The following is a 22,005-nucleotide window of genomic DNA, read 5'->3' on the forward strand; positions in this document are numbered from 1 at the left end:
TCCAAACATCGATGGCGAGCGATGCCAAAGTAGAACACTTCATATTTATCCGAAGCAAAGCCCGGCGCAGGATCGTCCCATCACCGCTCCGGGAGCTTTCGCCATGCGCCTTTCCCTGTTGTTCGCCCTGCTCGCCGCCTGTGTCCTGCCCGCCCATGGGCAGGACCGGGAGTTGAACCTCTACAGCTGGTCCGCCTACATCCCGCCCCAGGCGCTGGAGCGCTTCAAGGCCGAGACCGGCATCCGGGTGAAGTACGACATCTTCGACAGCGCCGAGGCCCTTGACGCCAAGCTGATGACCGGCGGCAGCGGCTATGACGTGGTGTTCCCCGCCAGCAGCGGCCTGGCGCGGGCGATCAAGGCCAATGCGGTGCAGCCGGTGCAGCGCGAGCAGCTGCACCACTACGCCAACCTCGACCCGCAGCTGCTGGCCAAGCTCGCCAGCGTCGACCCCGGCAATCGCTTCGGCGTGCCCTACACCTGGGGCACCATCGGCCTGGGGCTGAACCGCGACGCGGTGCAGAAGCGCATCCCCGACGCGCCGCTGAACAGCCTCGACCTGCTGTTCAAGCCCGAGTACGCCACCCGCCTGAAGGACTGCGGCATCGCCGTGATCGACTCGCCCCAGGAGGTCATCAGCGTGGCCCTGCACTACCTCGGCAAGGACCCGTACAGCACCGCCAAGGCCGACCTCGCGGCGGTCCATGAGCTGCTCACCGCGTTGCAGCCGAACCTGCGCTACGTCGGCGCCGGCAAGCACATCAACGACCTGGCCAAGGGCGAGATCTGCCTGGCGCTGACCTACAACGGCGACGCCGCCATCGCCGCCGAGCAGGCCCGCGAGGCGAAGATGCCCTTCGAGGTGGTCTATCGCATCCCCCGCGAGGGCACGCTGATCTGGTTCGATACCCTGGCCATCCCCGCCGACGCGCCGCACCCCCAGGCGGCCCATGCCTTCATCGACTGGATGCTGCGCCCCGAGGCCATCGCCGAGCTGACCAACAGCCAGTTCTTCGCCAACGCCAACCAGGCCGCCACGCTCTTGCTGGACCCAGCGGTGGCCAACGACCCGGACATCTACCCGGACCAGGCCGTGCGCGACCGCCTGTTCGGCGAGCAGGCGCTGACCCTCAAGGAGCAGCGCGAGCGTACCCGCATCTGGACGCGCTTCCGCACCCAGTACTGACCCCGCGCAGACGCACACCCCACCCACGACGGAGCCCGATGACATGGAACACGCCTTCGACAACGACCAGGCCATCACCCGGCCGAGCCTGCTGGGCACGGCCGCCGAAGCCACCTACGCCGGCATCACCAGCTTCATGCGCCGGCGCTACAGCCGCGACCTCACCGGCGTCGACCTGGTGGTGAGCGGTGTGCCCTTCGACACCGCCACCACCAACCGCCCCGGCAGCCGCTTCGGGCCGCGCGCCATCCGCGCCGCCTCGGTGCAGATGGCCTGGGCGCGGCATTTTCCCTGGGAGTTCGACCCCTTCGACCACCTGGCGGTGATCGACTTCGGCGACTGCGCATTCGACCACGGCACGCCGCAGCACACGCCGGAGGCGATCCAGGCCCACGCCGCGCACATCCTCGAGGCCGGCGCGGCGATGCTCACCCTGGGCGGCGACCACTTCATCAGCTACCCGCTGCTCAAGGCCCATGCGGCCAAGCACGGGCCGCTGTCGCTGATCCACTTCGACGCCCACAGCGACACCTGGCCGGACGAAGAGGGCCAGCGCATTGACCACGGCACGATGTTCTTCCACGCCGCCCGCGAGGGCCTGGTGGACACGGCGCGCTCGGTGCAGATCGGCCTGCGCACCACCAACGACGACGTGATGGGCTTCCAGGTGCTGGACGCCCGCGAGGTGCACCGCCACACCCCGGAGCAGATCGCCGAGCGCATCCGCGCGCGGGTGGGGGAATACCCGGTGTACCTGACCTTCGACATCGACTGCCTCGACCCGGCCTTCGCCCCGGGCACTGGCACCCCCGTGTGCGGCGGGCTCTCCAGCCACCAGGCGCTGGAAATCCTCCGCGGCCTGCGCGGCATCAACCTGGTGGGCATGGACGTGGTGGAAGTGGCACCGCCCTACGACAACGCCGAGGTCACCGCCCTGGCCGGCGCCACCCTGGCGATGGAGATGATCTGCCTGTACGCCGCGCGGCATAAGTTGGGGGAGCGGTAGGCGCGGCGCTGTGGAAGCGAATTCATTCGCGAACCGGTGCACGGACATCGCGGCTGAAGCCGCTCCGACAGGTCGGGCCACCTGTAGCCCGGACTTCAGTCCGGGACCGGCGGTGCTGCCTGGGATGGGCGTTCGCGAGGAGAGCTCGTTCCTGCGGGGTTGGTGCCAGCCGGAGGGGGCCCGGGCTGAAGCCCGGGCTACGGAGCGCTCTGGCTCGGTGGGAGCGAATTCATTCGCGAACAAGGTGAAGCACGAGCATCGCGGCTGAAGCCGCTCCCACAGGGCGTGCCACCTGTAGCCCGGACTTCAGTCCGGGGAGGGGTGGTGGTGCCGAGGATGGGCGTTCGCGAGCAGAGCTCGCTCCTTCGGGGTTGGTGCCATCCGGAGGGATTCCCGGGCTGAAGCCCGGGCTACGGAGCGCTCTGGCTCGGTGGGAGCGAATTCATTCGCGAACGAGTTGAAGCACGAGGATCGCGGCTGAAGCCGCTCCCACAGAGTGGGCTACGGGATGCACCTGAAAAAAGCCACGGGCCCAAGGGTGGGCCCGTGGTTTCACGCACAACCGTCGATCATGGCGCGCAGGCCCAGGCGGGGCTCCTTGAACAGCCGCGCATCCATCCGTTGGGGTTGGTTGACGATGGGGCGGAAGTCCATGCGGGCAAGGATGTCGCGCTCGACGTCGATGCCCGGCGCGACCTCGATCAGCTCCAGGCCCTCGGTGGTGAGGCGGAACACGCAGCGCTCGGTCACGTAGAGCACCGGCTTGCCGGCTTCGGCGGCGAGGCGGCCGGCGAAGGTGCGGTGCTCCACCTCGCGGACGAACTTGCGCAGCTCGCCGTCCTGCACGATGCGCAGGGCGCCGTTCTCGATACGGATGTCCTGCGGGCCGGCGCTGAAGGTGCCGACGAAGACCACCGCCTTGGCGTTCTGGCTGATGTTGATGAAGCCCCCGGCGCCGGCCAGGCGCGTGCCGAACTTCGACACGTTGAGGTTGCCCGCCGCATCCGCCTGGGCCAGGCCGAGGAAGGCCAGGTCCAGGCCGCCGCCGTCGTAGAAGTCGAACTGGTAGGGCTGGTCGATCAGCGCGCTGTGGTTGCAGGCCGCGCCGAAGTCCAGGCCCGAGGCCGGTACGCCGCCGATCACGCCGGGCTCGGCGGTGAGGGTGAGCAGGTCGATCACGCCTTCTTCCGCCGCCACCGCCGCCACGCCTTCGGGCATGCCGATGCCCAGGTTCACCACCGCGCCGGGCTTGAGTTCCAGCGCGGCGCGGCGGGCGATGAGCTTGCGCAGGTCCAGCGGCATGGGCGGCAGGCTGCCTTCGGGCACCCGCACCTCGGCGGCGAAGGCCGGGTTGTAGGCGGTGGCGAAGGTCTGCTGGTGGTGCTCCGGCGCGGCCACCACCACGCAGTCGACGAGGATGCCGGGGATCTTCACCTGGCGCGGGTTGAGCGAGCCACGGGCGACCACCCGTTCCACCTGGGCGATGACCAGGCCGCCGGAATTGCGCGCGGCCATGGCGATGGCCAGGCTCTCGATGGTCAGCGCCTCACGCTCCATGGTCAGGTTGCCCTCCTCGTCGGCGCTGGTGGCGCGAACCACCCCGACGTGGATGGGGAAAGCCTTGTAGAAGAGGTAGTCCTCGCCGTCGAGGGGCACGCGCCGCACCAGCTCCTCGGTGGTGCGGGCGTTGAGCTTGCCGCCGCCGTGCTCGGGGTCGACGAAGGTGCCCAGGCCCACCCGCGACAGCTGCCCCGGCTTGCCGGCGGCGATGTCGCGGAACAGCTGGGAGATCACCCCCTGGGGCAGGTTGTAGGCCTCGATACGGTTCTCCACCGCCAGCTTCTGCAACCCGGGCACCAGGCCCCAATGGCCGCCGATGACGCGGCGCACCAGCCCCTCGTGGGCCAGGTGGTTGAGGCCCCGGCCCTTGCCGTCGCCCTGGCCGGCGGCGTAGACCAGCGTCAGGTCGCGCGGCGCCTGCTCGGCCTGGAAGCGTTGCTCCAGGGCGATGGCGATGGCCTCGGCGAAACCGATGCCGACGAAGCCGCCGGTGGCCAGGTGGGCGTTGTCGGGGATACGCGCCACCGCCTCGGCGGCGCTCATCACTTTGCTCATGTCGTACCTCGAGCGTGGAAAGGGGGGCTGCCTGCTTCTCCCGTGGGAGCGGCTTCAGCCGCGAAGGGCCGCGCAGCGGACCCGGGGCGCCCCTGCGGGCCGCATCGCGAATGAATTCGCTGCCACGGGCTACTCATCAGAAGCTGCCGAACAGGCTGCCGAGGGTGATCACCACCACCAGGGCGGCGAGGGGGAAGATCACCGTGTTCATGAAGATGAATCTGTAGGAATCGCGATGAGTCAGCTTGCAGATGGCCAGCAGCGAGATCACCGCGCCGTTGTGGGGCAGGGTGTCCATGCAGCCGGAGGCCATGGCGGCGACCCGGTGCAGCAGCTCGGGGCTGATGCCGGCGGCGTTGGCCATCTCCAGGTACTGCGCGCCGAGGGTCTTGAGGGCGATGGACATGCCGCCGGAAGCGGAGCCGGTGATGCCGGCGAGGATGTTCACCGCCACCGCCTCGGACACCAGCGGGTTGCCCGGCACGCTCAGCACCAGGTCGCGGATCACCACGAAGCCGGTGAGGGAGGCGATCACGGTGCCGTAGCCCACCTCGGAAGCGGTGTTGAGGATCGGCAGCATGGAGCCGAAGGTGCCGTCGTTGAGGCTCTGCTTCAGGTCCGCCCAGCGCCGCCAGTGCAGGCCGATGAGCAGCAGAACCGCCGCGCCGAGGGCGACGATGATCGACCAGATGCCGATCACCGACTTGGCGTCCTGCAGGCCGCCGAACTCGGGTTTGGCCAGGTAGCTGGTGTCGAGGTTGGGCAGCACCTGCTTGGCCATCAGGAAGTTCAGCACGATCACCAGCAGGATCGGCAGCAGCGCCAGCCAGAAGCCGGTCACCGGCAGGCCGCTCTGCTCGGTGGGGTCGTCCTTGTGGCTGCCGTAGCCTTCGCCGGCGGCCATCAGCGTGCGGGCCTGGGCGGCGAGCCACCAGCTGCCGAGGCCGAGCATGATCAGCCCGCCGATCAGCCCGAGGATGGGCGCGGCGAAGGCGTCGGTGCCGAAGAAGGGGCTGGGGATGGCGTTCTGGATCGCCGGGGTGCCGGGCAGGGCGGTCATGGTGAAGGTGAAGGCGCCCAGGGCGATGGCACCGGGCAGCAGCCGCTTGGGAATGCCCGCCTCGCGGAACAGCGCGGTGCCGATGGGGTACACGGCGAAGGCCACCACGAACAGCGACACACCGCCGTAGGTCAGCAGCCCGCAGGCCAGCACGATGGCGAGGATGGCCCGCTCGCGCCCCAGCCGCGTGACGATGCCCTGGGCGATGGCGCGGGCCGAGCCGGAGTCGTCCATCAACTTGCCGAAGATGGCGCCGAGCAGGAACAGCGGGAAGAACTGGATCAGGTAGCCGCCCAGGGACTTCATGAACACCTGGGTGTAGGTGGGCAGCATCAACGCCGCATCACCGGCGAACAGCACCGCCAGCAGCGCCATCAGCGGCGCCAGAATCAACACGTTGTAGCCGCGGTAGGCCAGGAACATCAGCAGTGCGAGGGACAGCAGGATTCCGAGGGTACCCATGGGATTTCCTTCTTGTTGTTGTTTTGAACCGCCGCAGCGGCCGGGCCTGGGTCGGCCCTTTGCCGGTATAGAGCGAAAGCTGTGCCAGGTGGGCTGAAAAGCCCTGGGGAAGGCGCTGGTAGTGGGTTTGAGCCATTGGCGGGGAGGAGAACGGAGCGGCTCAAGCGTCCAAATAATTGGACGGCGTCCTGTTTTTTGGACGCCTATTGCCTGCGATGTCCAAAAATATGGACGCTCGATAACCCGAGCGCGAGGCCTCCGGGCTGTAGGGTGGATGGCGCTCTTTCCATCCACCAAAGCGCTCGCTCTCAAACACCGTGGTCGCAGGTAAACGCACGCCCTGCCGAGCGATCAACCCTGCACCGCGTGGATCGATGAAGCGCGATCCGCCCTACGCCGCCTGGGCGTTCCGTGGGGGTATGCCACTTCTCCCTCCACCGACGTTCCGGCCCGTAGCCCGGGCTTCAGCCCGGGGAAGCCGCCCGGCTACAACCCGTGCGCCTGGAGCTTGTTGTAGAGGCTGGCGCGGGCGATGCCGAGGCGTTCGGCGGCGCGGGTGCGGTTGCCGTCGCAGGCGGCGAGGGCGGTGAGGATGGCGGCGCGTTCTGCCTCGGCCAGGCTGTCCGCCAGGGGGCGGACATCGCTCGGTGCAGACGGCTCGGGCGCTGGGGCCGGTTCGGCGCTGGGCGGCAGCGGGTCCACCAGCAGCTCGGCCAGTTCCGCCCCATGCAGGGGCTGGGTGCCATCGCCCAGCAGCTGCGCCCGTTCCAGCAGGTTGCGCAGCTCGCGCACGTTGCCCGGCCAGGGTTGGGCGCGGAGCAGGGCGAGGGCGTCGGCGGTCAGCTCCAGCGGCGGCTGGCCGGAGCGGCTGGCGATGTCGTCGGCGAGGTGCTCGATCAGCGCCGGCAGGTCTTCCCGGCGCTCGCGCAGGGGTGGCAGGCGCAACGCCAGGACGTTGAGGCGGTAGTAGAGGTCTTCGCGGAATTCGCCGGTAGCCACCTTGGCCTCCAGGTCCACATGGGTGGCGGCGATCACCCGTACGTTCAGGGTCTTCACCTGGTTGGAGCCCAGCGGCTCCACTTCCTGCTCCTGCAGCACACGGAGCAGCTTGGCCTGCAGCGGCAGGGGCAGGTCGCCGATCTCGTCGAGGAACAGCGTTCCGCCGTCGGCCAGTTCGAACTTGCCGGCCCGCGCGCGGCGGTCGGCACCGGTGTAGGCGCCCGGCGCGGTGCCGAACAGCTCCGCCTCCACCAGGGATTCCGGGATGGCCGCCACGTTCACCGCCACGAAGGGCCCGCTGGCCCGCAGCGAGAGGTTGTGGATGCCCTGGGCGAGCAGCTCCTTGCCGGTGCCGGTCTCGCCGCGCAGCAGCACGGTGGCGTCCAGCTGGGCGGCGCGGCGGGCCTGGCGCTTCACTTCGCTGGCGGCGGCGCTGGTGCCGATGAAGCCGGCGATGGTGTAGCGCGCACGGCGGGCGCGGGCCAGTTCGCGCTGGGCGGCGGCCAGCTGGTTCTGCAACTGGTTGTACTTGGCCATGACCGGCTGCAGGTGGCGCGCGCGGTCGAACAGCACGAAGCCCAGGGCGCCCACCAGGGTGCCGTCGGCGTCGCGCAGGGGGATGCGGGTGACCACGAAGTGCTCGTCGCCGAAGGCCATCAGGTCGAGCATGCTCGGCGCGCCGCTCTGCACCACCTCGCGCAGGCGGCTGGCGGGCAGCACGTCCTCCACCTCGCGGCCGAGCACCGAGCGCGGGTCGGCGATGCCGAGCTTCTGGGCGTACTTATCGTTGATCCAGACGATGCGCGCCTGGCGGTTCACCGCGATGGTGCCCTCGCACTGGGCATCGAGGTGGTCGAACAGTAGCGGCATCGCCACTTCGCGGAAACGCTCGGGGGAGACGCCGATGATCAGGCCGTGGGGGTCGAGGTCGTCGCGGGAGATCGCCATGGGCACGGCTCCGGAAGGGAAACGCCGGCGATTATGGAAGCCGCCTCGCCGGCCCGGCAAGAAAGCCTGAACCCCCGTGACGCAGCGGCGGTCGACTGCAGGTACCCACTGACTTGCACGGAGTCGTCATGGACCTGATCCGCATCCTTATCGCCATCCTCCTGCCGCCGCTGGGCGTCTTCCTCCAGGTTGGCTTTGGCGGCGCCTTCTGGCTGAACATCCTGCTCACCCTGCTGGGCTACATCCCCGGCATCGTCCATGCGGTGTACATCATCGCCAAGCGCTGAAGCACCGGGGGCACTGCGGGCCACCGGTTCCGCTCCAGCAGGCGGTTGAACGGCTGCGTTGCCGCTGCGCCATTGAAACGGCGGGCTAGTGCCGCGTGGCGAATTCGCGGCCTTCGAACAGGTCGGCCACATCACGCACCCGCACCCACTGGCGGCCTTGCCATTCCATCAGGCTGAACTCGCGCCCCTGCCAGGTCACCCGGCGCTGGCGGGGCAGCTGTGGCGTGGCGGCGGAACGCAGCGCGGGCACCACGTCCTGGGTCAGCCACTGGCGCAGGGCGCGGTGTTCGGGGTGGTAGAAGTTGACTTTGAGCAGCTCGAACACCGCGCTTTCGTTGATCAGCAGCACCTCCTGCTCTCCGCCCTGTACGTACTCCACGCAGGCGTGGCGCCATTGGTCCGGGTCCAGCTTGCGCGACAGGCGTTCGTCGAAGCGGTGGTTGGTGAGGGGACCGAGGTCCTGGGCGACGAACCAGACCTGGTCGTCGATCAGCAGGGCACGCAATGCGCGGTGATGGCGGTGGAAAACCGTGGGGATGTAGCACTCGTAGGACATGGTGAGACTCCTTCCTTGTAGGGGGAGCCCGCCACCGGTTCCTGACTGCATGAGGGTGGCGGACCGTGCGAGGTGTGGAATACCGGTTTGAATGCCAAGACCGGTGGGCTCACGCCCCCCTCGCACGGTCCGCCATAGATTGCCAGGCGTCAGCGAGTCGAGTTTCCACTTGCTGATCCTGCTTATGGCGATGTTGCGTTGGCATCCAATTTCGGGATTCCACTCCCGGCCGCAGCCTGCGCTGCGACGGGGGAGACGCTACGAGCCGAGTGTGTAGGACGGCAATGCCGGTGAGGGGTAGGAATCTTCGGAGAGGCGCGGGCTGTAATAAGACCTACTTTGGCGGAAAGAAAAAGCCGCGCAGTGGCGGCTTTTGCATAGGGACTTTGACACGGACTTGAACTGTGGACCAAGGGATTATGAGTTGCCTAGAAACGCTGCAAGCCCAGTGAAGTCGGGCGTAGATTAGCGCAGGTACAGTTAGCTGAAAGCAGCGCCGTTACAGGGCTTGAGCGTAATTTTGCGAAATCTATAAAGGCTATGCGCGGTATCGTTAGTGTCCTTATCTTTTACCGGTCAGGCTTCAGCCGTCATTGCTGTTGCCTCACAAACGGCAGGGCGTAGTCAAAATATTCTTTCTGGGCTGAGCGATGAGTGTCCCAACGCTTTGCGTCAGCGGGTCGCTCACGGTGTTCTGCATGGGTAAGAATCAATCGCCTCTTGGCGCGTGAGACTCCTACAAAATAAGCGCAACGGTTTTCAGCCTTATTACCAAAGAAGATTTCGTTTTCAACGGCCATGATGATGACTGTATCGAACTCCAAACCTTTGCTCTTATGGATGGTCAGGATGCGTACCGCCCGGTCATCTGAAAACCGCTCAAGGGCTTTAGGCAAATCGGGCTCTAGCGCAAGTAACTCTTCTATGCGCGCCTTGGTGCTTCGGACGACCTCTTTGAGCCGTTCATGGGTTTCATAGTCCGGCGACAGCGCCACGAGGGTTTCGAGACTGATTTGATTTAAGAAGGCTCGAACAAATTCCCACCAGCCAGAAAAAGGCTCCGCGAGCAGGTCAGCAATAGCCGCCTCTTTCCGTTGTTGCTTGATTAGTCGATCAAGGTCTTTACGAGCGTCCGACTGAATGTCCTCGTCCGCGAAAGGAACCAGCTGATTCATTAGCCGAATCCAGGCTTTTGGCTCGCGTTGGCCGTAGAGGCAAGATAAATAGTCCACGATCAAGCGGGCGGCGGGTTCGACCGTGATGTCCTGCATCTGCTGCTCATTGCGAAAAGGAATGCCGCGCGCCTCCAGTGCAGCCATGAGATGGTCGGCGTAAAGATCAAGCTGCTTGGAGATGAGAACTGCAATTTCCGCAGGCGATAGCTGTTCGGTCTTTATCCAGTCATCAATCAAGCCCGCTAGATACTCAGCTTCCTTGCGGCTGTCTTCGAAACGCCAAGCAAATACCTCACCCTCATCGCCGACAAGCTGCTCATCAGGCATGACGGACGCAGGGTCGAGCACCCGGATGATTTCATTCTGTAGGCGCAGTAGGCGCGGTTTTGAACGAAAGTTGCGGTACATGCTGAGCGGTGTCGCTGCAAAATCGGCTGAAAAGGTCTGGAAGATGCCGTCTAAGGCACCCGCCCAACCCATGATCTTTTGCTTGGTATCGCCCACGGCGGTCAAGCGAATGCTGGTGCCTTGAAAGGCGAGTTTCAGAAGCTCGTACTGCAGATTGGTGCAGTCCTGAAACTCATCCAGAAAGACATCGCTGTAGGTCTGGCGGATGGCATTACGTGCCATTTCTGATTTCTGAAGAATCTGGATGGCCATCGGAACCAGGTCGGCAAACTCGATGAGGCTGCGCGAGGGTCCTGATTTTCGATCAGCAATTTTGTACCCAGCATCCAGCGCGTACTCACCCGTAAGTACTGGCCGGAAGCGATCGATAATGCGCTTGGCAAAAGCGTGAAAGGTGTAGCTGTCAAACCGCGAGGCCAGCTCAGAGCCACAGCGGCGCCTCACCCGCTCTTTCAGGTTGCTACTGGCGTCAACCTTGAACGAGATAGCCAGAATTCGTTTGGGATAGCGGCAAGTGCCTGTACGCAGCAAGAAGTCTGCCCGCTGCGCAAGCATTTCGGTCTTACCCGCACCAGGGCCCGCCGTTAGCGCCAGGCAGTGCACTTGCTCCTTTGCCGCACGCAGGGCATTGGGTTCAAGAGTTAGCCCGTCTGCGGGCTGCCATGCATCGGCGGTTATCACTCAGGCAACTCCGCAAGCTTGGAGATCACTGCATCGGCCAAGCGTCCGAGTGATTCGGGCATGTTGGCGAGCAGGTCTTCATCGTTGAGCTTAGCGAGCGCTTCAATATGCGCTGCCGGTTTGCTGCCAAGCTTGAAGCTGCGGTGATATGTGCCGAACAACTTCTGTTCGTCCTCGCTGTATTGACTTGCATCGTGGTGACTTTTCCCGAGGACAGCCACGATTGTTGAATCATCGGGCGTCTCTTCCTCTACACCGTAGGCGTTCGGGTAAGCGAGCAGCATTGCAAAGTCGAGATCCATGGGAAACGAGAAATACACATCTCGCGCTTCAAGTAGAGATCTGTAGTTTGCGTATGTCCGGACCTTGTCAGTTGCATCGTTCCACTTGGGAATACCGTGGTCTGCAGGCAGTGTCTTGCCTGGTTCGTGCGCCGCCAACTGATCATTAACGTATTTGATTCGTCCCCAGCCGGCCTGATGGCGCGCGACATCAAGATCAAGCAGCGTCAGATAGGGAATCTGCAAGGCAGACAGTAGGCGCCAGAAGTGATTAACGTGACGCCCGCCCAGCGGCGCTATCGAGACTGCCGACTCGTCAACAGGAGCACCTTTGGCCTGAAGGAGCCTAGGCAGCACGATTTCTTCGCTGTCGCCCTCCCCCAGAACCACAAGGCGAGAAAAATAGACTTCCGGAAAAGCTTGCACAGCCTCACGCACAAACTTGTGTGCTTCGTCCGCGGTGTCGGGCAGCTGGATATGGGTAACGCGCGATGTTCGCCCCTCGGTCAGACGCAGGTACCGGATCCGTTCGGGGGCTACGCGCCGCAGCATTGACGGAGCGTGAGTGGCAATCAGTGCTTGCGCGTCGCCGTTGCCGGTCATCAAACCCAATGCATTGACGATGCGCCCGAGGTAATGAGGCGAAAGACTATTCTCCGGCTCTTCGACTGCAACCAGCGTAAAGACAGGTGGCCGTAACTTGTCGACATCGAATGATTTGTCCTCTTCAGCCAGTACGGCGCGACCAATGGCCTGTGACGAGAGCACGAGAGACAGGTAAAGCATGGATTTCTGGCCATCGCTCAGACGTGAGAAGTCCACCAACTGCTCATCGTGCCCGGGCGAAAAGGAAACCGACATATGCCTCAACAAGGCTTCGACCTCTGAGGCCACGAAGGTGATTTTCGGATCGGTAAAGAAACTGCCTTTGTGCAAAGCGCCCCAAGCCGCTTTCAAGCTTGTGCTGAATGCATCTACCGATGGGTTGGCCGCCAGACTGTCGCTGATTTGGTCAGTGAGACCCTTGATGACATCACGCTCTGCATCCCAGTTCACCGCGCGCAGCATGCGCCCGAGCAACGCATTGGCGCCGTAGGCAATGTGATCAGCTGGGTCACGGCGGGCTGGCAGGTAGTGGACGTGGATATGGTTGCGCTCAGAGCGGGGCACTTGCGCTGTGTTGAGCGGCGAACCATCCACATTGATGTCCAAGACATAAACGAAAGTCTCTTCTATGTCACCGTCCGGACCCATGGTGGCACTGAGGCGAAAACGAACACGCGGAGTTCCATCCGCCTCATCAAGCCGCATGTGGCCAAAGTGAGGAGCAACGGTGCTGTTGTCTTCATCTTCCGCCAGTTCCGGAAAGAGGAAATCGGCCTCTATCCAGAGCTGGCGCCCTTCCGGCACGATCTCCTCATCAAAGGGGACGTGAAAGTCTGATCGCAGGATGCGGCGCAAGGATGGATCGAAAGCAAACAAGCGGCACAGCGCCTGGAGCGCAGCTGTCTTGCCTGAGCCGTTTGGGCCAATCAAATAGGTAATATCATCCAGCCCGAGCTCGGTAGGCTCCATTCCAAAAGACTGGAAACTCGATAGACGAATCGTTTGAAGCTTCAATACAGCCTCCTCTGCCTATCAAAGGCTTTGCATAGTTCGGCACTTCGGGAAAGCTGAGCAGCCCCAAAACCTCTGCCCAGCTTTCGGGCCTGATTTCACGGTACGAATCACCAGCGCATTGCCGCACTTGGGGCATTGCCGCTCGGCGGTCGGGTCGTTGCGGCGCTGGAGGCTCTGCACATGTTCGCGGTGGGTGGCGAGGGTGGGGGCGCGGCGGCCGGTTTGCAGGGCGCGGACCAGGGTGGCGACCTGTGCGTCGTCGAAGACCGGCTGCTGGAATGACTTGATGTAGCGGATAAAGCCGATGCCCTCGGTGACGTTGGCGGGCATGGCGGTCTTGAAGGTGCTGCCGCCGACGAAGGTGATGACCGAGTGCAGGTGCTCGGGGGCGATGCCGAGGGTGGCTTCCAGGGCCTTGAGGTGTTTGTAGTTCTGCCGCAGCGGGTTCTGGAACTTGTAGCTGTGCTTGTAGAGCTTCTGCGTCCACTGGGCCTGCTGTTCGCTGCCGAAGATCCAGCCGCTCATGTTCTTGGTCTCCAGCACGAAGATGCCGTAGCGGGAGAGGAAGACGTGGTCGATCTGGGTGGTGCCGTCCGGGGTGTTCAGGGTGACGTTGTGCAGGCGGTGGTAGGTCTGCCTGTCGAGTTGCCAGTGGGCGAATAGCCGGACGAGGAGTTCGCCGACATAGCCTTTGCCGAGGGGGGATTTGAGCAGGCCGATGAGGATCATCAGCGGGATGAACCAGGCGAAGGTGGTCCAGACCTGGGCGATGAGCGGTATGAAGTCCATTTCCGTCACTCATGAGTCGTGAGTGGTCGGATAGTAGCGAAAAAAACCGTGCTGGCACTATGGAATTGCGTGCCGGCCGGGGGCTCCTTTGGTGGGGGGGGTGGCCTTGGGCCAGAAACGCAAAAGCCGCGCAATGCGCGGCTTTTTGTTTGGTGGGCCCACACGGACTCGAACCGTGGACCAAAGGATTATGAGTCCTCTGCTCTAACCGACTGAGCTATAGGCCCTCAGAAGGCGGGCGGATTATACCGGCGCCTTGTCGGGGGCGCCAACCGTTTGACTGGGGCTGAGGAATTGTCGGGCGAAGACGTCGGCAGGGACGGGGCGGCTGACGATGTAGCCCTGGATCTGTTCGCAGCCTTCGGCGCGGAGGAAGGCTTCCTGGGCGGGGGTTTCGACGCCTTCGGCGATGACGGTGAGCTGCATGCTGTGGCCGAGGGCGATGATGGCGCGGGCGATGGCGGCGTCTTCCTGTTCGTGGGGGAGGCCGCGGACGAAGGATTTGTCGATCTTGATGATGTCGAGCGGGAGGCGCTTGAGGTAGCTGAGGGAGGAGTAGCCGGTGCCGAAGTCGTCGATGGCCAGTTGAAGGCCGAGGTCCTTGAGGGCGTGGAGGACGGCGAGGGCTTCTTCGGCCTGGCTCATGATGAAGGTTTCGGTGATTTCCAGTTGCAGGCGTTCGGCGGGGACGCCGGCGCTCCTCAGTTGCTGGTCGATGCGCTGGACGATGCCGGGCTGGCGCAGTTGTGCGCCGGCGAGGTTGACGGAGAGGGGGCCGAAGGGGGCGTGCTGGTCCTGCCATTCGCGCATCTGGCGGCAGGCTTCGCTGATGACCCAGTCGCCGAGGGTGAGGATGAAGCCGTTCTCTTCGGCGAGGGGGATGAAGCGTTCGGGGGAGATGTCGCCGAAGAGGGGGTGCTGCCAGCGCAGGAGGGCTTCGGCGCCGATCAGGCGGCCGCTGCGCAGGCAGAGCTTGGGTTGGTAGTAGAGGCAGAGTTCGTGGCGTTCGAGGGCGCGGCGCAGTTCGTTTTCCAGGGCCATGCGTTCGGTGGCCTGGAAGGTGAGGTCGCGGGTGTAGAGCTCGACGCGGTTCCGGCCTTTGGATTTGGCCTGGTACATGGCGGCGTCGGCGTTCTTGACGAGGGTGGCGGTGTCGCTGCCGTGCTCGGGGAAGCGGCTGATGCCGATGCTGGCGCTGATGAAGAATTCGTGGTCCTGGGTTTCGAATGGGGCGTTGAAGCAGGCGAGCAGGCGCTCGGCCAGTTGCTGGGCCTCTTCGGGGTGGCGCAGGTGCGGCAGGAGGATGATGAATTCGTCGCCGCCGAGGCGGGCGACGGTGTCGTTGCGGCCGAGCTGGTTGCCGAGGCGGGTGGCGATGCTCTTGAGGAGGACGTCGCCGATGGGGTGGCCGAGGCTGTCGTTGATGTGTTTGAAGCGGTCGAGGTCGAGGAACAGGACGGCGCCTTCGTGGCCTTCGCGTTCGCAGGCGGCGAGGGCCTGGCGCAGGCGGCTTTCGAAGAGGACGCGGTTGGGCAGGCCGGTGAGGGGGTCGTGGTGGGCCTGGTAGTCGAGTCGGGCCTGGGCTTGCTTGAGCGGTGAGATGTCGGCAAAGACGCCGACGAAGTGGGTGATCTGGCCTTCGGGGTTGCGGACGGCGTTGATGGTGAGCCATTCGGGGAAGGTTTCGCCGTCCTTGCGGCGGTTCCAGATTTCACCTTGCCAGTGCCCTTCGCGGTTGAGCTGGTCCCACATGTCGACGTAGAAGCCGCGTTCGTGGTGGTTGGAGGCGAGCAGGCGGGGTGTCTGGCCGAGGGCTTCGTGTTCTTCGTAGCCGGTGATGGTGGTGAAGGCGCGGTTGACGGCGAGGATGCGCTGCTGGGTGTCGGTGATCATGACGCCTTCGGCGGTGCTTTCGAAGACGGTGGCGGCCTGGAGGAGCTCTTCCTGCATCTTCTGCCGGTCGGTGACGTCGCGGGCGATGGTGAGGATGCAGGCTTCGCCGCCGACGGGCAGGGGCTGGGCGGAGAGTTCGCAGATGCGCAGGCTGCCGTCCTTGCTGCGGATGGGGGCGGTGTAGTGGCGCAGGCCGCCTTCTTCGCGGATGGCTTTGACCATGTGGTCGCGGTCGGCGGGGTTGACCCAGATGCCGAGGTCGAGGGTGGTGCGGTGGTCGGCTTCGCCGAGTTCGTAGCCGGTGATGCGGGTGAAGCCTTCGTTGGCTTCGATGAGGCAGCCGTCGGCGAGGCGGGTGATGAGCAGGCCGTCGGGCGAGGCGTGGAAGGCGCGGGCGAATTTCTCTTCGGAGAGGCGCAGGCGCTGCTGGGTTTCCTGCAGGACGGTGATGTCGCGCACGACGATGATGAGGGCGGGGACGCCTTCGACGTCGGTGGGCTGGGCGGAGAGGAGGCCGGTGAAGCCTCGGCCCTCGCTGCGGCGGAAGGCCATTTCGAGGTTGTGCAGGCTTTCGTGCTGGATGCGCTGGAGCAGGCCGGCGGCGAGGCTGGGGTCGGCCCAGAGGCCGAGTTCGGTGGCGGTGCGTCCGATGGCCTGTGCGGCACTGAGCCCGGTCTGTTGCTCGAAGGTCTGGTTGACGTCGAGCAGGCGGCCGTCGCTGCGGCGGGCGAGGGCGATGACGTCGGGGCAGTGGTGGAAGACGGTGGCGAACTTCTGTTCGGAGAGGCGCAGGGCTTCTTCGGTGTGCTTGGCTTCGGTGATGTCGATCATGAGGCCGCGGATGACGGGGACGTGGCCGTGGTGGATGAGGGTGACGATGTCGCGGATCCAGAGGATGCGGCCGTCGGCGGCGAGCATGCGGTAGTCGAAGCTGTGGTCGCGGCCGGCCTGGGTCTCTTGCTGGCAGTAGCAGAAGGCGCGTTCGGCGTCTTCGGGGTGGAGGGTGCGTTGCCAGAAGCCGGGTTGTTTCCATTCGTCGAGGGGGTAGCCGAGCAGGCGTTCGGCGTGGGGGGAGACGTAGGTGAAGCAGTAGTCGTCGAGGTTCATCTCCCAGGCGATGGCGTTGAGGCTTTCGACGAGGCCGCGGTAGTGCTGTTCGCTGTTGCGGAGTTCTTCTTCGAGCAGGGCGCGGCGGTTCATTTCGCCCCGCAGGCGGCGGTTGATGCGCAGGACGAGTACTAGGACGAGCAGGGCGCCGAAGAGTGCGGGGATGACGTAGATGAGCTGGTCGGTCCAGACCGGGCGGCGGTCGATGACGCCGCCGACCCAGCGGTCCTGGATGGCATTCACCTGTTCGGCGGTGAGTTCGGCGAAGACTTTGTCGAGGATGCCGATGAGGATCGGTTCGCTCTTGGGGGTGGCCATCGCCAGTTGGTAGCGGTAGGGCGTTTCGCCGCTGATGAAGAGGCCGTCGAGCTTGAGCTGGCGGAGGCTCCAGACGCTGGAGGCGAGGTCGCCGACGAAGGCGTCGGCCTGGCCGGTGGCGAGAACCTGGAGGGCGGCGGCGACGGTGGGCGCGGTGAGCAGGTTGAGGTCGGGGTTGTGGGTGTGGAGCAGTTCGTGGGGTGCGTAGCTGTCGACGACGACGACCCTGAGGCCGTACAGGTCCTTGAGGGTCTTGGGTCGGGGGCCGTCTTCGCGGGCGAGGATGACAATGGGGAAGTCGAGGTAGGGGCGGGTGAAGCTGAGGTAGTTCTGGCGCTCGGGCGTGGACATGATGCCGGGCAGCAGGTCGATTTCGTTGCGTTTGGCGCGTTTGAGCACTTCACCCCAGCTGCCGGGGTCGATGGGCTCGAGGCGGATGTTGAGGCGGTCTTCGATGAGTCGGGCGTAGTCGGCGGCCAGGCCTTGGTAGCGGCCCTGGGTGTCGCGGAATTCGAAGGGGGGCCAGGCGGCATCGGTGCCAAGGCGCAGGGTGGGATGGGCCTGGAGCCAGTCCTGTTCTGCCTGCGTGAGGGTCAGGGCTCCGGATGTGGGAATCCAGAACGCCAGGCACAGCAGGAGAATGGCAGACAGACGCGCCATGAGGGTCCCGTTCCAAGTTGGATACAGGCGTGAGTGTAGTCGGGGGAAATGGGGCTTTGGTAGCGAAAAGAAAGACCCCCGGGCGGGCCGGGGGTCTTGTCTTTTACTCGTCGAGGAAGGAGCGCAGATGCTCGCTTCGCGACGGGTGGCGCAGCTTGCGCAGTGCCTTGGCTTCGATCTGGCGGATACGTTCGCGGGTGACGTCGAACTGCTTGCCCACTTCCTCGAGGGTGTGGTCGGTGTTCATGTCGATACCGAAACGCATGCGCAGGACCTTGGCTTCACGGGCAGTGAGGCCGGCGAGGACTTCGCGAGTGGCTTCCTTGAGGCTTTCGACCGTGGCGACGTCGATCGGGGACTGCATGGTGCTGTCCTCGATGAAGTCACCCAGGTGCGAATCTTCGTCGTCACCAATCGGGGTTTCCATGGAGATCGGCTCTTTGGCGATCTTCAGGACCTTGCGGATCTTGTCCTCGGGCATCTCCATGCGCTCGCCGAGTTCTTCCGGAGTGGGCTCGCGGCCCATTTCCTGGAGCATCTGGCGGGAGATGCGGTTGAGCTTGTTGATGGTCTCGATCATGTGCACCGGGATACGGATGGTGCGGGCCTGGTCGGCGATCGAGCGGGTGATCGCCTGGCGGATCCACCAGGTGGCGTAGGTCGAGAACTTGTAGCCGCGGCGGTATTCGAACTTGTCCACGGCCTTCATCAGGCCGATGTTGCCTTCCTGGATCAGGTCGAGGAACTGCAGGCCACGGTTGGTGTACTTCTTGGCGATGGAGATCACGAGACGCAGGTTGGCCTCGACCATCTCTTTCTTGGCACGGCGGGCCTTGGCTTCGCCGATGGACATGCGACGGTTGACGTCCTTGATCTCGGCGACCTTGAGGTCGACTTCCTTCTCGAGGTCCACCAGCTTCTGCTGGTTGCGCTTGATGTCGTCCAGCAGCTTGCCGATGGCTTCGGCGTACTTGGCCTTGCCCTTGGCGATGTCTTCGGCCCAAGTCAGGTCGACTTCGTTGCCGGGGAACAGGCGCAGGAAGTCGGCGCGCGGCATGCGGGCGTCACGGACGCACAGCTGCATGATGGCGCGCTCCTGGCCACGGACGCGGTCCAGGGCGCCACGGACGCGCTCGACCAGGGCGTCGAACTGCTTGGGCACGAGCTTGATAGGCATGAACAGTTCGGCGAGGGCTTGCAGCTCCTCGGTGGCCTGCTTGCTGTCGCGGCCGTGCTTCTTGAGAGCCTTGCGGGCCTTCTCGAGCTGGTCGGATACCGCGGTGAAGCGGCGCAGGGCCTCTTCCGGGTCCGGACCGCCGTCACCTTCTTCCTCGGTGTCGTCGGATTCGCTTTCTTCGTCTTCTTCGTCTTCATCCTTGGCTTTGGCGGCGCTGTCGCTTTTCAGTTCGACAGGCTCGACTTCCTCGGCCGGCAGGCTGCCATCGTCGGGGTCGATGTAGCCACTGAGGACGTCGGAGAGGCGGCCACCTTCGGTGGTGACGCGCTGGTATTCGGCGAGGATGCTGTCCACGGCGCCCGGGAAGTGGGCGATGGCGCTCATCACTTCGCGGATGCCTTCCTCGATGCGCTTGGCGATTTCGATCTCGCCTTCGCGGGTGAGCAACTCGACCGTGCCCATTTCGCGCATGTACATGCGGACCGGGTCGGTGGTGCGGCCGATGTCGGTCTCCACCGCGGCGAGAGCGGCTGCGGCTTCTTCCGCTGCGGCTTCGTCGGTGTCGGCCTCGGCCAGCAACAGGGCGTCCGCATCCGGAGCACTCTCGAATACGTTGATCCCCATGTCGTTGATCATGCGGATGATGTCTTCCACCTGTTCCGGATCGGAAATATCCTCCGGCAGGTGGTCGTTGACCTCCGCGTAAGTCAGGTAACCCTGCTCACGACCGCGGGCGATCAACTCTTTGAGGCGAGACTGCTGTTGCGCTTTTCCGGACATAACACCCTATCCACTGAAGGTCTTGGCGGGCTAAAAACAAGCCGAGGATTATACCAGAACCGGGGCCTCACGCGCCAGTTGGGCGGGAGGGGGCTGAGGATGGACTACGGCTGAGAAGGTCGCGCAGCTGGTCTTTCTCTTCTGCGCTGAGTTCGCTTTGCTTGGCTTTGCGTAGCAGTTGTTCAAGGCTGCGCTCGCGTTGGCGGGCCGACAACCTAGTTATAGTGTCGAAAAACTGTTGTTCAAGGTTGTCGCTGGAAATCAGCCATTCCTTTTCCGCCAGTGCCTGCAGCAGGCGCCCCTGCTCGGTGCCGTGCCAGCGGGCGATCAACTGCAGTGAACGCAACTGGGGATTTTTCTGTACGGCTTCCAGCAGCGACACCATGAGCTGGGCGTAGCTGTCGTCTTCTGCGGCGAAGTGGCTGGCATTCTCGACTTTCTGCGCGAGTTGCGGGTGGTGCAGCAGCGTGCGCAGCGCGGTCAGCGTGGGCGATTCGACATGCACTTCGGTGCGTGGGGGGCGACGCGGTTCGCCCTTGCGATCCCACTTGCGGCCATCCTTCTTCCAGCCGTCCTTTTTCCACTCGCGCTTCGGTTGGGCGACGGGTGGTTCGTAGCTGATCTCCCGCATGGAGTCGCCGTACGCGTCGTAGGTGGGGGCAGCCTCGTAGGCGTAATCCTCCGTGTACGGCATGTGTTCGCTGACGGGGGCTGCCTGCGCCATCTGGCCGATGGCGTCGCCGCTGAGGCCGGTGATCTCGGCCAGTCGCTGGCGCATCAGGGCTCGCAGGTTGGCGCCGGGCACTTTGTCGATCAGTGGTGAGGCGAGCGTCACCAGGTGTGCCTTGCCTTCCAGGGAGCGCGGGTCGGCTTCTTCCTGCAGTTGGTGGAAGAAGTAGTCCGCCAGCGAGTGGGCGTGCTGGGTGATGCGGGCGCGGAAGGCGTCGGTGCCTTCCGCGCGGACCAGGCTGTCCGGATCCTCGCCTTCCGGAAGGAACAGGAAGCGTGCGCGGCGCCCGTCTTCTAGGCTCGGCAGGGTGGCTTCCAGGGCGCGCCAGGCAGCCTTGCGTCCGGCCTGGTCGCCATCGAAGCAGAACAGGATGCTGGGTACGAGGCGGAACAGGCGGCGGACGTGCTCTTCGCTGGTGGACGTGCCAAGGGTGGCCACGGCGTTGCGCAGGCCCTGCTGGGCGAGGGCGATCACGTCCATGTAGCCCTCGACGACCATGATCTCGTCGAGGTTGCGATTGCTCTTGCGTGCTTCGTAGAGCCCGTAGAGCTCCTGTCCCTTGTGGAAGACGGGGGTTTCCGGCGAGTTGAGGTACTTGGGCTTGTCATCCCCCAGGACTCGGCCGCCGAAGGCGATGATGCGTCCGCGGCTGTCGCGGATGGGGAACATGACCCGGTCGCGGAAGCGGTCGTAGCGCTTGCCGGTCTCGCTGTTCTCGATCAGCAGGCCGGCATCGATCATGTGCTTCTGCTGCAGGGCGTCGGCGCCCATGTGCTTGAGCAGGTTGTCCCAGCCGGGTGGGGCGAAGCCCAGGCCGAAGTCGCGGGCGATCTCGCCGGAGAGGCCGCGTCCCTTGAGGTACTCGACGGCCGCCTTGCGGGTCGGATGGCTTTTCAGGGCGCTCCGGTAGTAGTCGGAGGCCGCGCTGAGCAGGCCGTACAGCGGTGAATCGGTCGGCTGGCGCGGGCGATTGCTGCGGCCGCCTTCCTCGCGCGGGACTTCCATGCCGGCCTTGCGGGCCAGTTCTTCGACAGCCTGGGGAAAGTCCAGGTTGTCGTGGTCCATGATAAAACCCAGCGCGTTGCCGCCGGCGCCGCAGCCGAAGCAGTAGTAGAACTGCTTGTCGGGGCTGACGCTGAAGGAGGGGCTCTTCTCGTTATGGAACGGGCAGAGGGCGCTGTAGTTCTTCCCGGCCTTTTTCAGCTGGATGCGCGATGCCACCACCTCGACGATGTCGGTGCGGTTCAGCAGGTCATCGATGAATCCTTGCGGGATCAGGCCGGCCATAGGGTGCTCAGGAGACGAAAAGGCTCAAAGCATAGGCCCTTGTCGCAATCGCGGCGACGTCGGGTGGACCCGGGCTGTAAAAACGAAAACTCCGATCTTCGCGATGCGAAGCGGAGTGGATTGCGGTGCCCCATTAATGCACTCGCCCGGCCGAGGCCGGGCGATGCTTGAGCGTGCGGCGAAGCCTGTTAACTCAGTACAGGCGCTCGCGGCGACGCTGTTCGCGCTGCACTTTCTTGGCGTGGCGCTTAACGGCGGCAGCGGCTTTGCGCTTACGCTCGGCGGTGGGCTTCTCGTAGAACTCACGGCTGCGGACTTCGGCCAGTACACCGGCTTTCTCGCAGGAGCGCTTGAAGCGACGCAGGGCTACGTCGAAGGGTTCGTTCTCTTTAACTTTGACGGCTGGCATCCAGGTCGTACCTTCACTAATTACCGGGGGTGAACGTGCTCCTGGCTTAGAGTGCGGGAGAACGTCGGTTT

Annotated in this window: 14 protein-coding genes and 1 tRNA gene; 3 read left to right on the forward strand and 12 right to left on the reverse strand. The window is 64.5% G+C overall.

Features of this window, described 5'->3' with window-relative positions; genetic code table 11:
- Nucleotides 1-103 precede the first annotated feature (103 nt).
- On the forward strand, nt 104-1,186 hold the full coding sequence (locus PotMrB4_RS02895; RefSeq protein WP_172432467.1) for a polyamine ABC transporter substrate-binding protein: 1,083 nt from the start codon (nt 104-106) through the stop codon (nt 1,184-1,186).
- A 43-nt stretch (nt 1,187-1,229) separates the two neighbouring features.
- Nucleotides 1,230-2,192 (forward strand): agmatinase, encoded by a 963-nt coding sequence (gene speB, locus PotMrB4_RS02900; RefSeq protein WP_172432468.1) that lies wholly within the window; start codon nt 1,230-1,232, stop codon nt 2,190-2,192.
- Between the two features lie 552 nt (nt 2,193-2,744).
- Here speB and PotMrB4_RS02905 read toward each other — a convergent pair.
- The 3 genes from PotMrB4_RS02905 to PotMrB4_RS02915 form a co-directional block, all read right to left on the reverse strand.
- Entirely contained in the window at nt 2,745-4,307 is a 1,563-nt protein-coding gene (locus PotMrB4_RS02905; protein ID WP_172432469.1) for an acyl CoA:acetate/3-ketoacid CoA transferase, read from the reverse strand.
- Between the two features lie 136 nt (nt 4,308-4,443).
- Complete coding sequence (locus tag PotMrB4_RS02910) at nt 4,444-5,829, reverse strand: GntP family permease (RefSeq protein WP_172432470.1); 1,386 nt, start codon at nt 5,827-5,829, stop codon at nt 4,444-4,446.
- A 486-nt stretch (nt 5,830-6,315) separates the two neighbouring features.
- Nucleotides 6,316-7,776, reverse strand: a complete 1,461-nt coding sequence (locus tag PotMrB4_RS02915; protein ID WP_172432471.1) for a sigma-54 interaction domain-containing protein — start codon at nt 7,774-7,776, stop codon at nt 6,316-6,318.
- A 128-nt stretch (nt 7,777-7,904) separates the two neighbouring features.
- On the opposite strand from PotMrB4_RS02915, the gene PotMrB4_RS02920 reads away from it, so the two are divergent.
- Nucleotides 7,905-8,063 (forward strand): YqaE/Pmp3 family membrane protein, encoded by a 159-nt coding sequence (locus PotMrB4_RS02920; RefSeq protein WP_003084988.1) that lies wholly within the window; start codon nt 7,905-7,907, stop codon nt 8,061-8,063.
- A gap of 85 nt (nt 8,064-8,148) precedes the next feature.
- Here PotMrB4_RS02920 and PotMrB4_RS02925 read toward each other — a convergent pair whose 3' ends face one another.
- From PotMrB4_RS02925 to rpsU, 9 genes are all read right to left on the reverse strand, one after another.
- Entirely contained in the window at nt 8,149-8,619 is a 471-nt protein-coding gene (locus PotMrB4_RS02925; protein WP_074967423.1) for a BRO-N domain-containing protein, read from the reverse strand.
- Nucleotides 8,620-9,209: 590 nt separating this feature from the next.
- Nucleotides 9,210-10,883 carry a UvrD-helicase domain-containing protein gene (locus PotMrB4_RS02930; protein ID WP_172432472.1) on the reverse strand — a complete coding sequence of 558 codons (1,674 nt, stop codon included), beginning with the start codon at nt 10,881-10,883 and terminating at the stop codon, nt 9,210-9,212.
- Nucleotides 10,880-12,784 (reverse strand): ATP-dependent nuclease, encoded by a 1,905-nt coding sequence (locus PotMrB4_RS02935; protein ID WP_172432473.1) that lies wholly within the window; start codon nt 12,782-12,784, stop codon nt 10,880-10,882. Before PotMrB4_RS02935 ends, PotMrB4_RS02930 begins: the two co-directional genes overlap by 4 nt.
- An 18-nt stretch (nt 12,785-12,802) precedes the next feature.
- Nucleotides 12,803-13,573: a nuclease-related domain-containing protein gene (locus tag PotMrB4_RS02940; protein ID WP_172432474.1), complete on the reverse strand. Its 771-nt coding sequence runs from the start codon at nt 13,571-13,573 to the stop codon at nt 12,803-12,805.
- A 150-nt stretch (nt 13,574-13,723) separates the two neighbouring features.
- A tRNA-Ile gene (locus PotMrB4_RS02945) sits at nt 13,724-13,800 on the reverse strand.
- 16 nt (nt 13,801-13,816) lie between these two features.
- Nucleotides 13,817-17,551: a bifunctional diguanylate cyclase/phosphodiesterase gene (locus PotMrB4_RS02950; protein ID WP_172432475.1), complete on the reverse strand. Its 3,735-nt coding sequence runs from the start codon at nt 17,549-17,551 to the stop codon at nt 13,817-13,819.
- 103 nt (nt 17,552-17,654) lie between these two features.
- Entirely contained in the window at nt 17,655-19,508 is a 1,854-nt protein-coding gene (rpoD, locus tag PotMrB4_RS02955; RefSeq protein WP_044405638.1) for an RNA polymerase sigma factor RpoD, read from the reverse strand.
- 67 nt (nt 19,509-19,575) lie between these two features.
- On the reverse strand, nt 19,576-21,525 hold the full coding sequence (gene dnaG / locus PotMrB4_RS02960; RefSeq protein ID WP_172432476.1) for a DNA primase: 1,950 nt from the start codon (nt 21,523-21,525) through the stop codon (nt 19,576-19,578).
- Nucleotides 21,526-21,718: 193 nt separating this feature from the next.
- Nucleotides 21,719-21,934, reverse strand: a complete 216-nt coding sequence (gene rpsU, locus PotMrB4_RS02965) for a 30S ribosomal protein S21 (RefSeq protein WP_003085057.1) — start codon at nt 21,932-21,934, stop codon at nt 21,719-21,721.
- Nucleotides 21,935-22,005 lie beyond the last annotated feature (71 nt).

Origin of the sequence: Metapseudomonas otitidis, assembly GCF_011397855.1 — a bacterium.
Classification (GTDB): domain Bacteria; phylum Pseudomonadota; class Gammaproteobacteria; order Pseudomonadales; family Pseudomonadaceae; genus Metapseudomonas; species Metapseudomonas otitidis.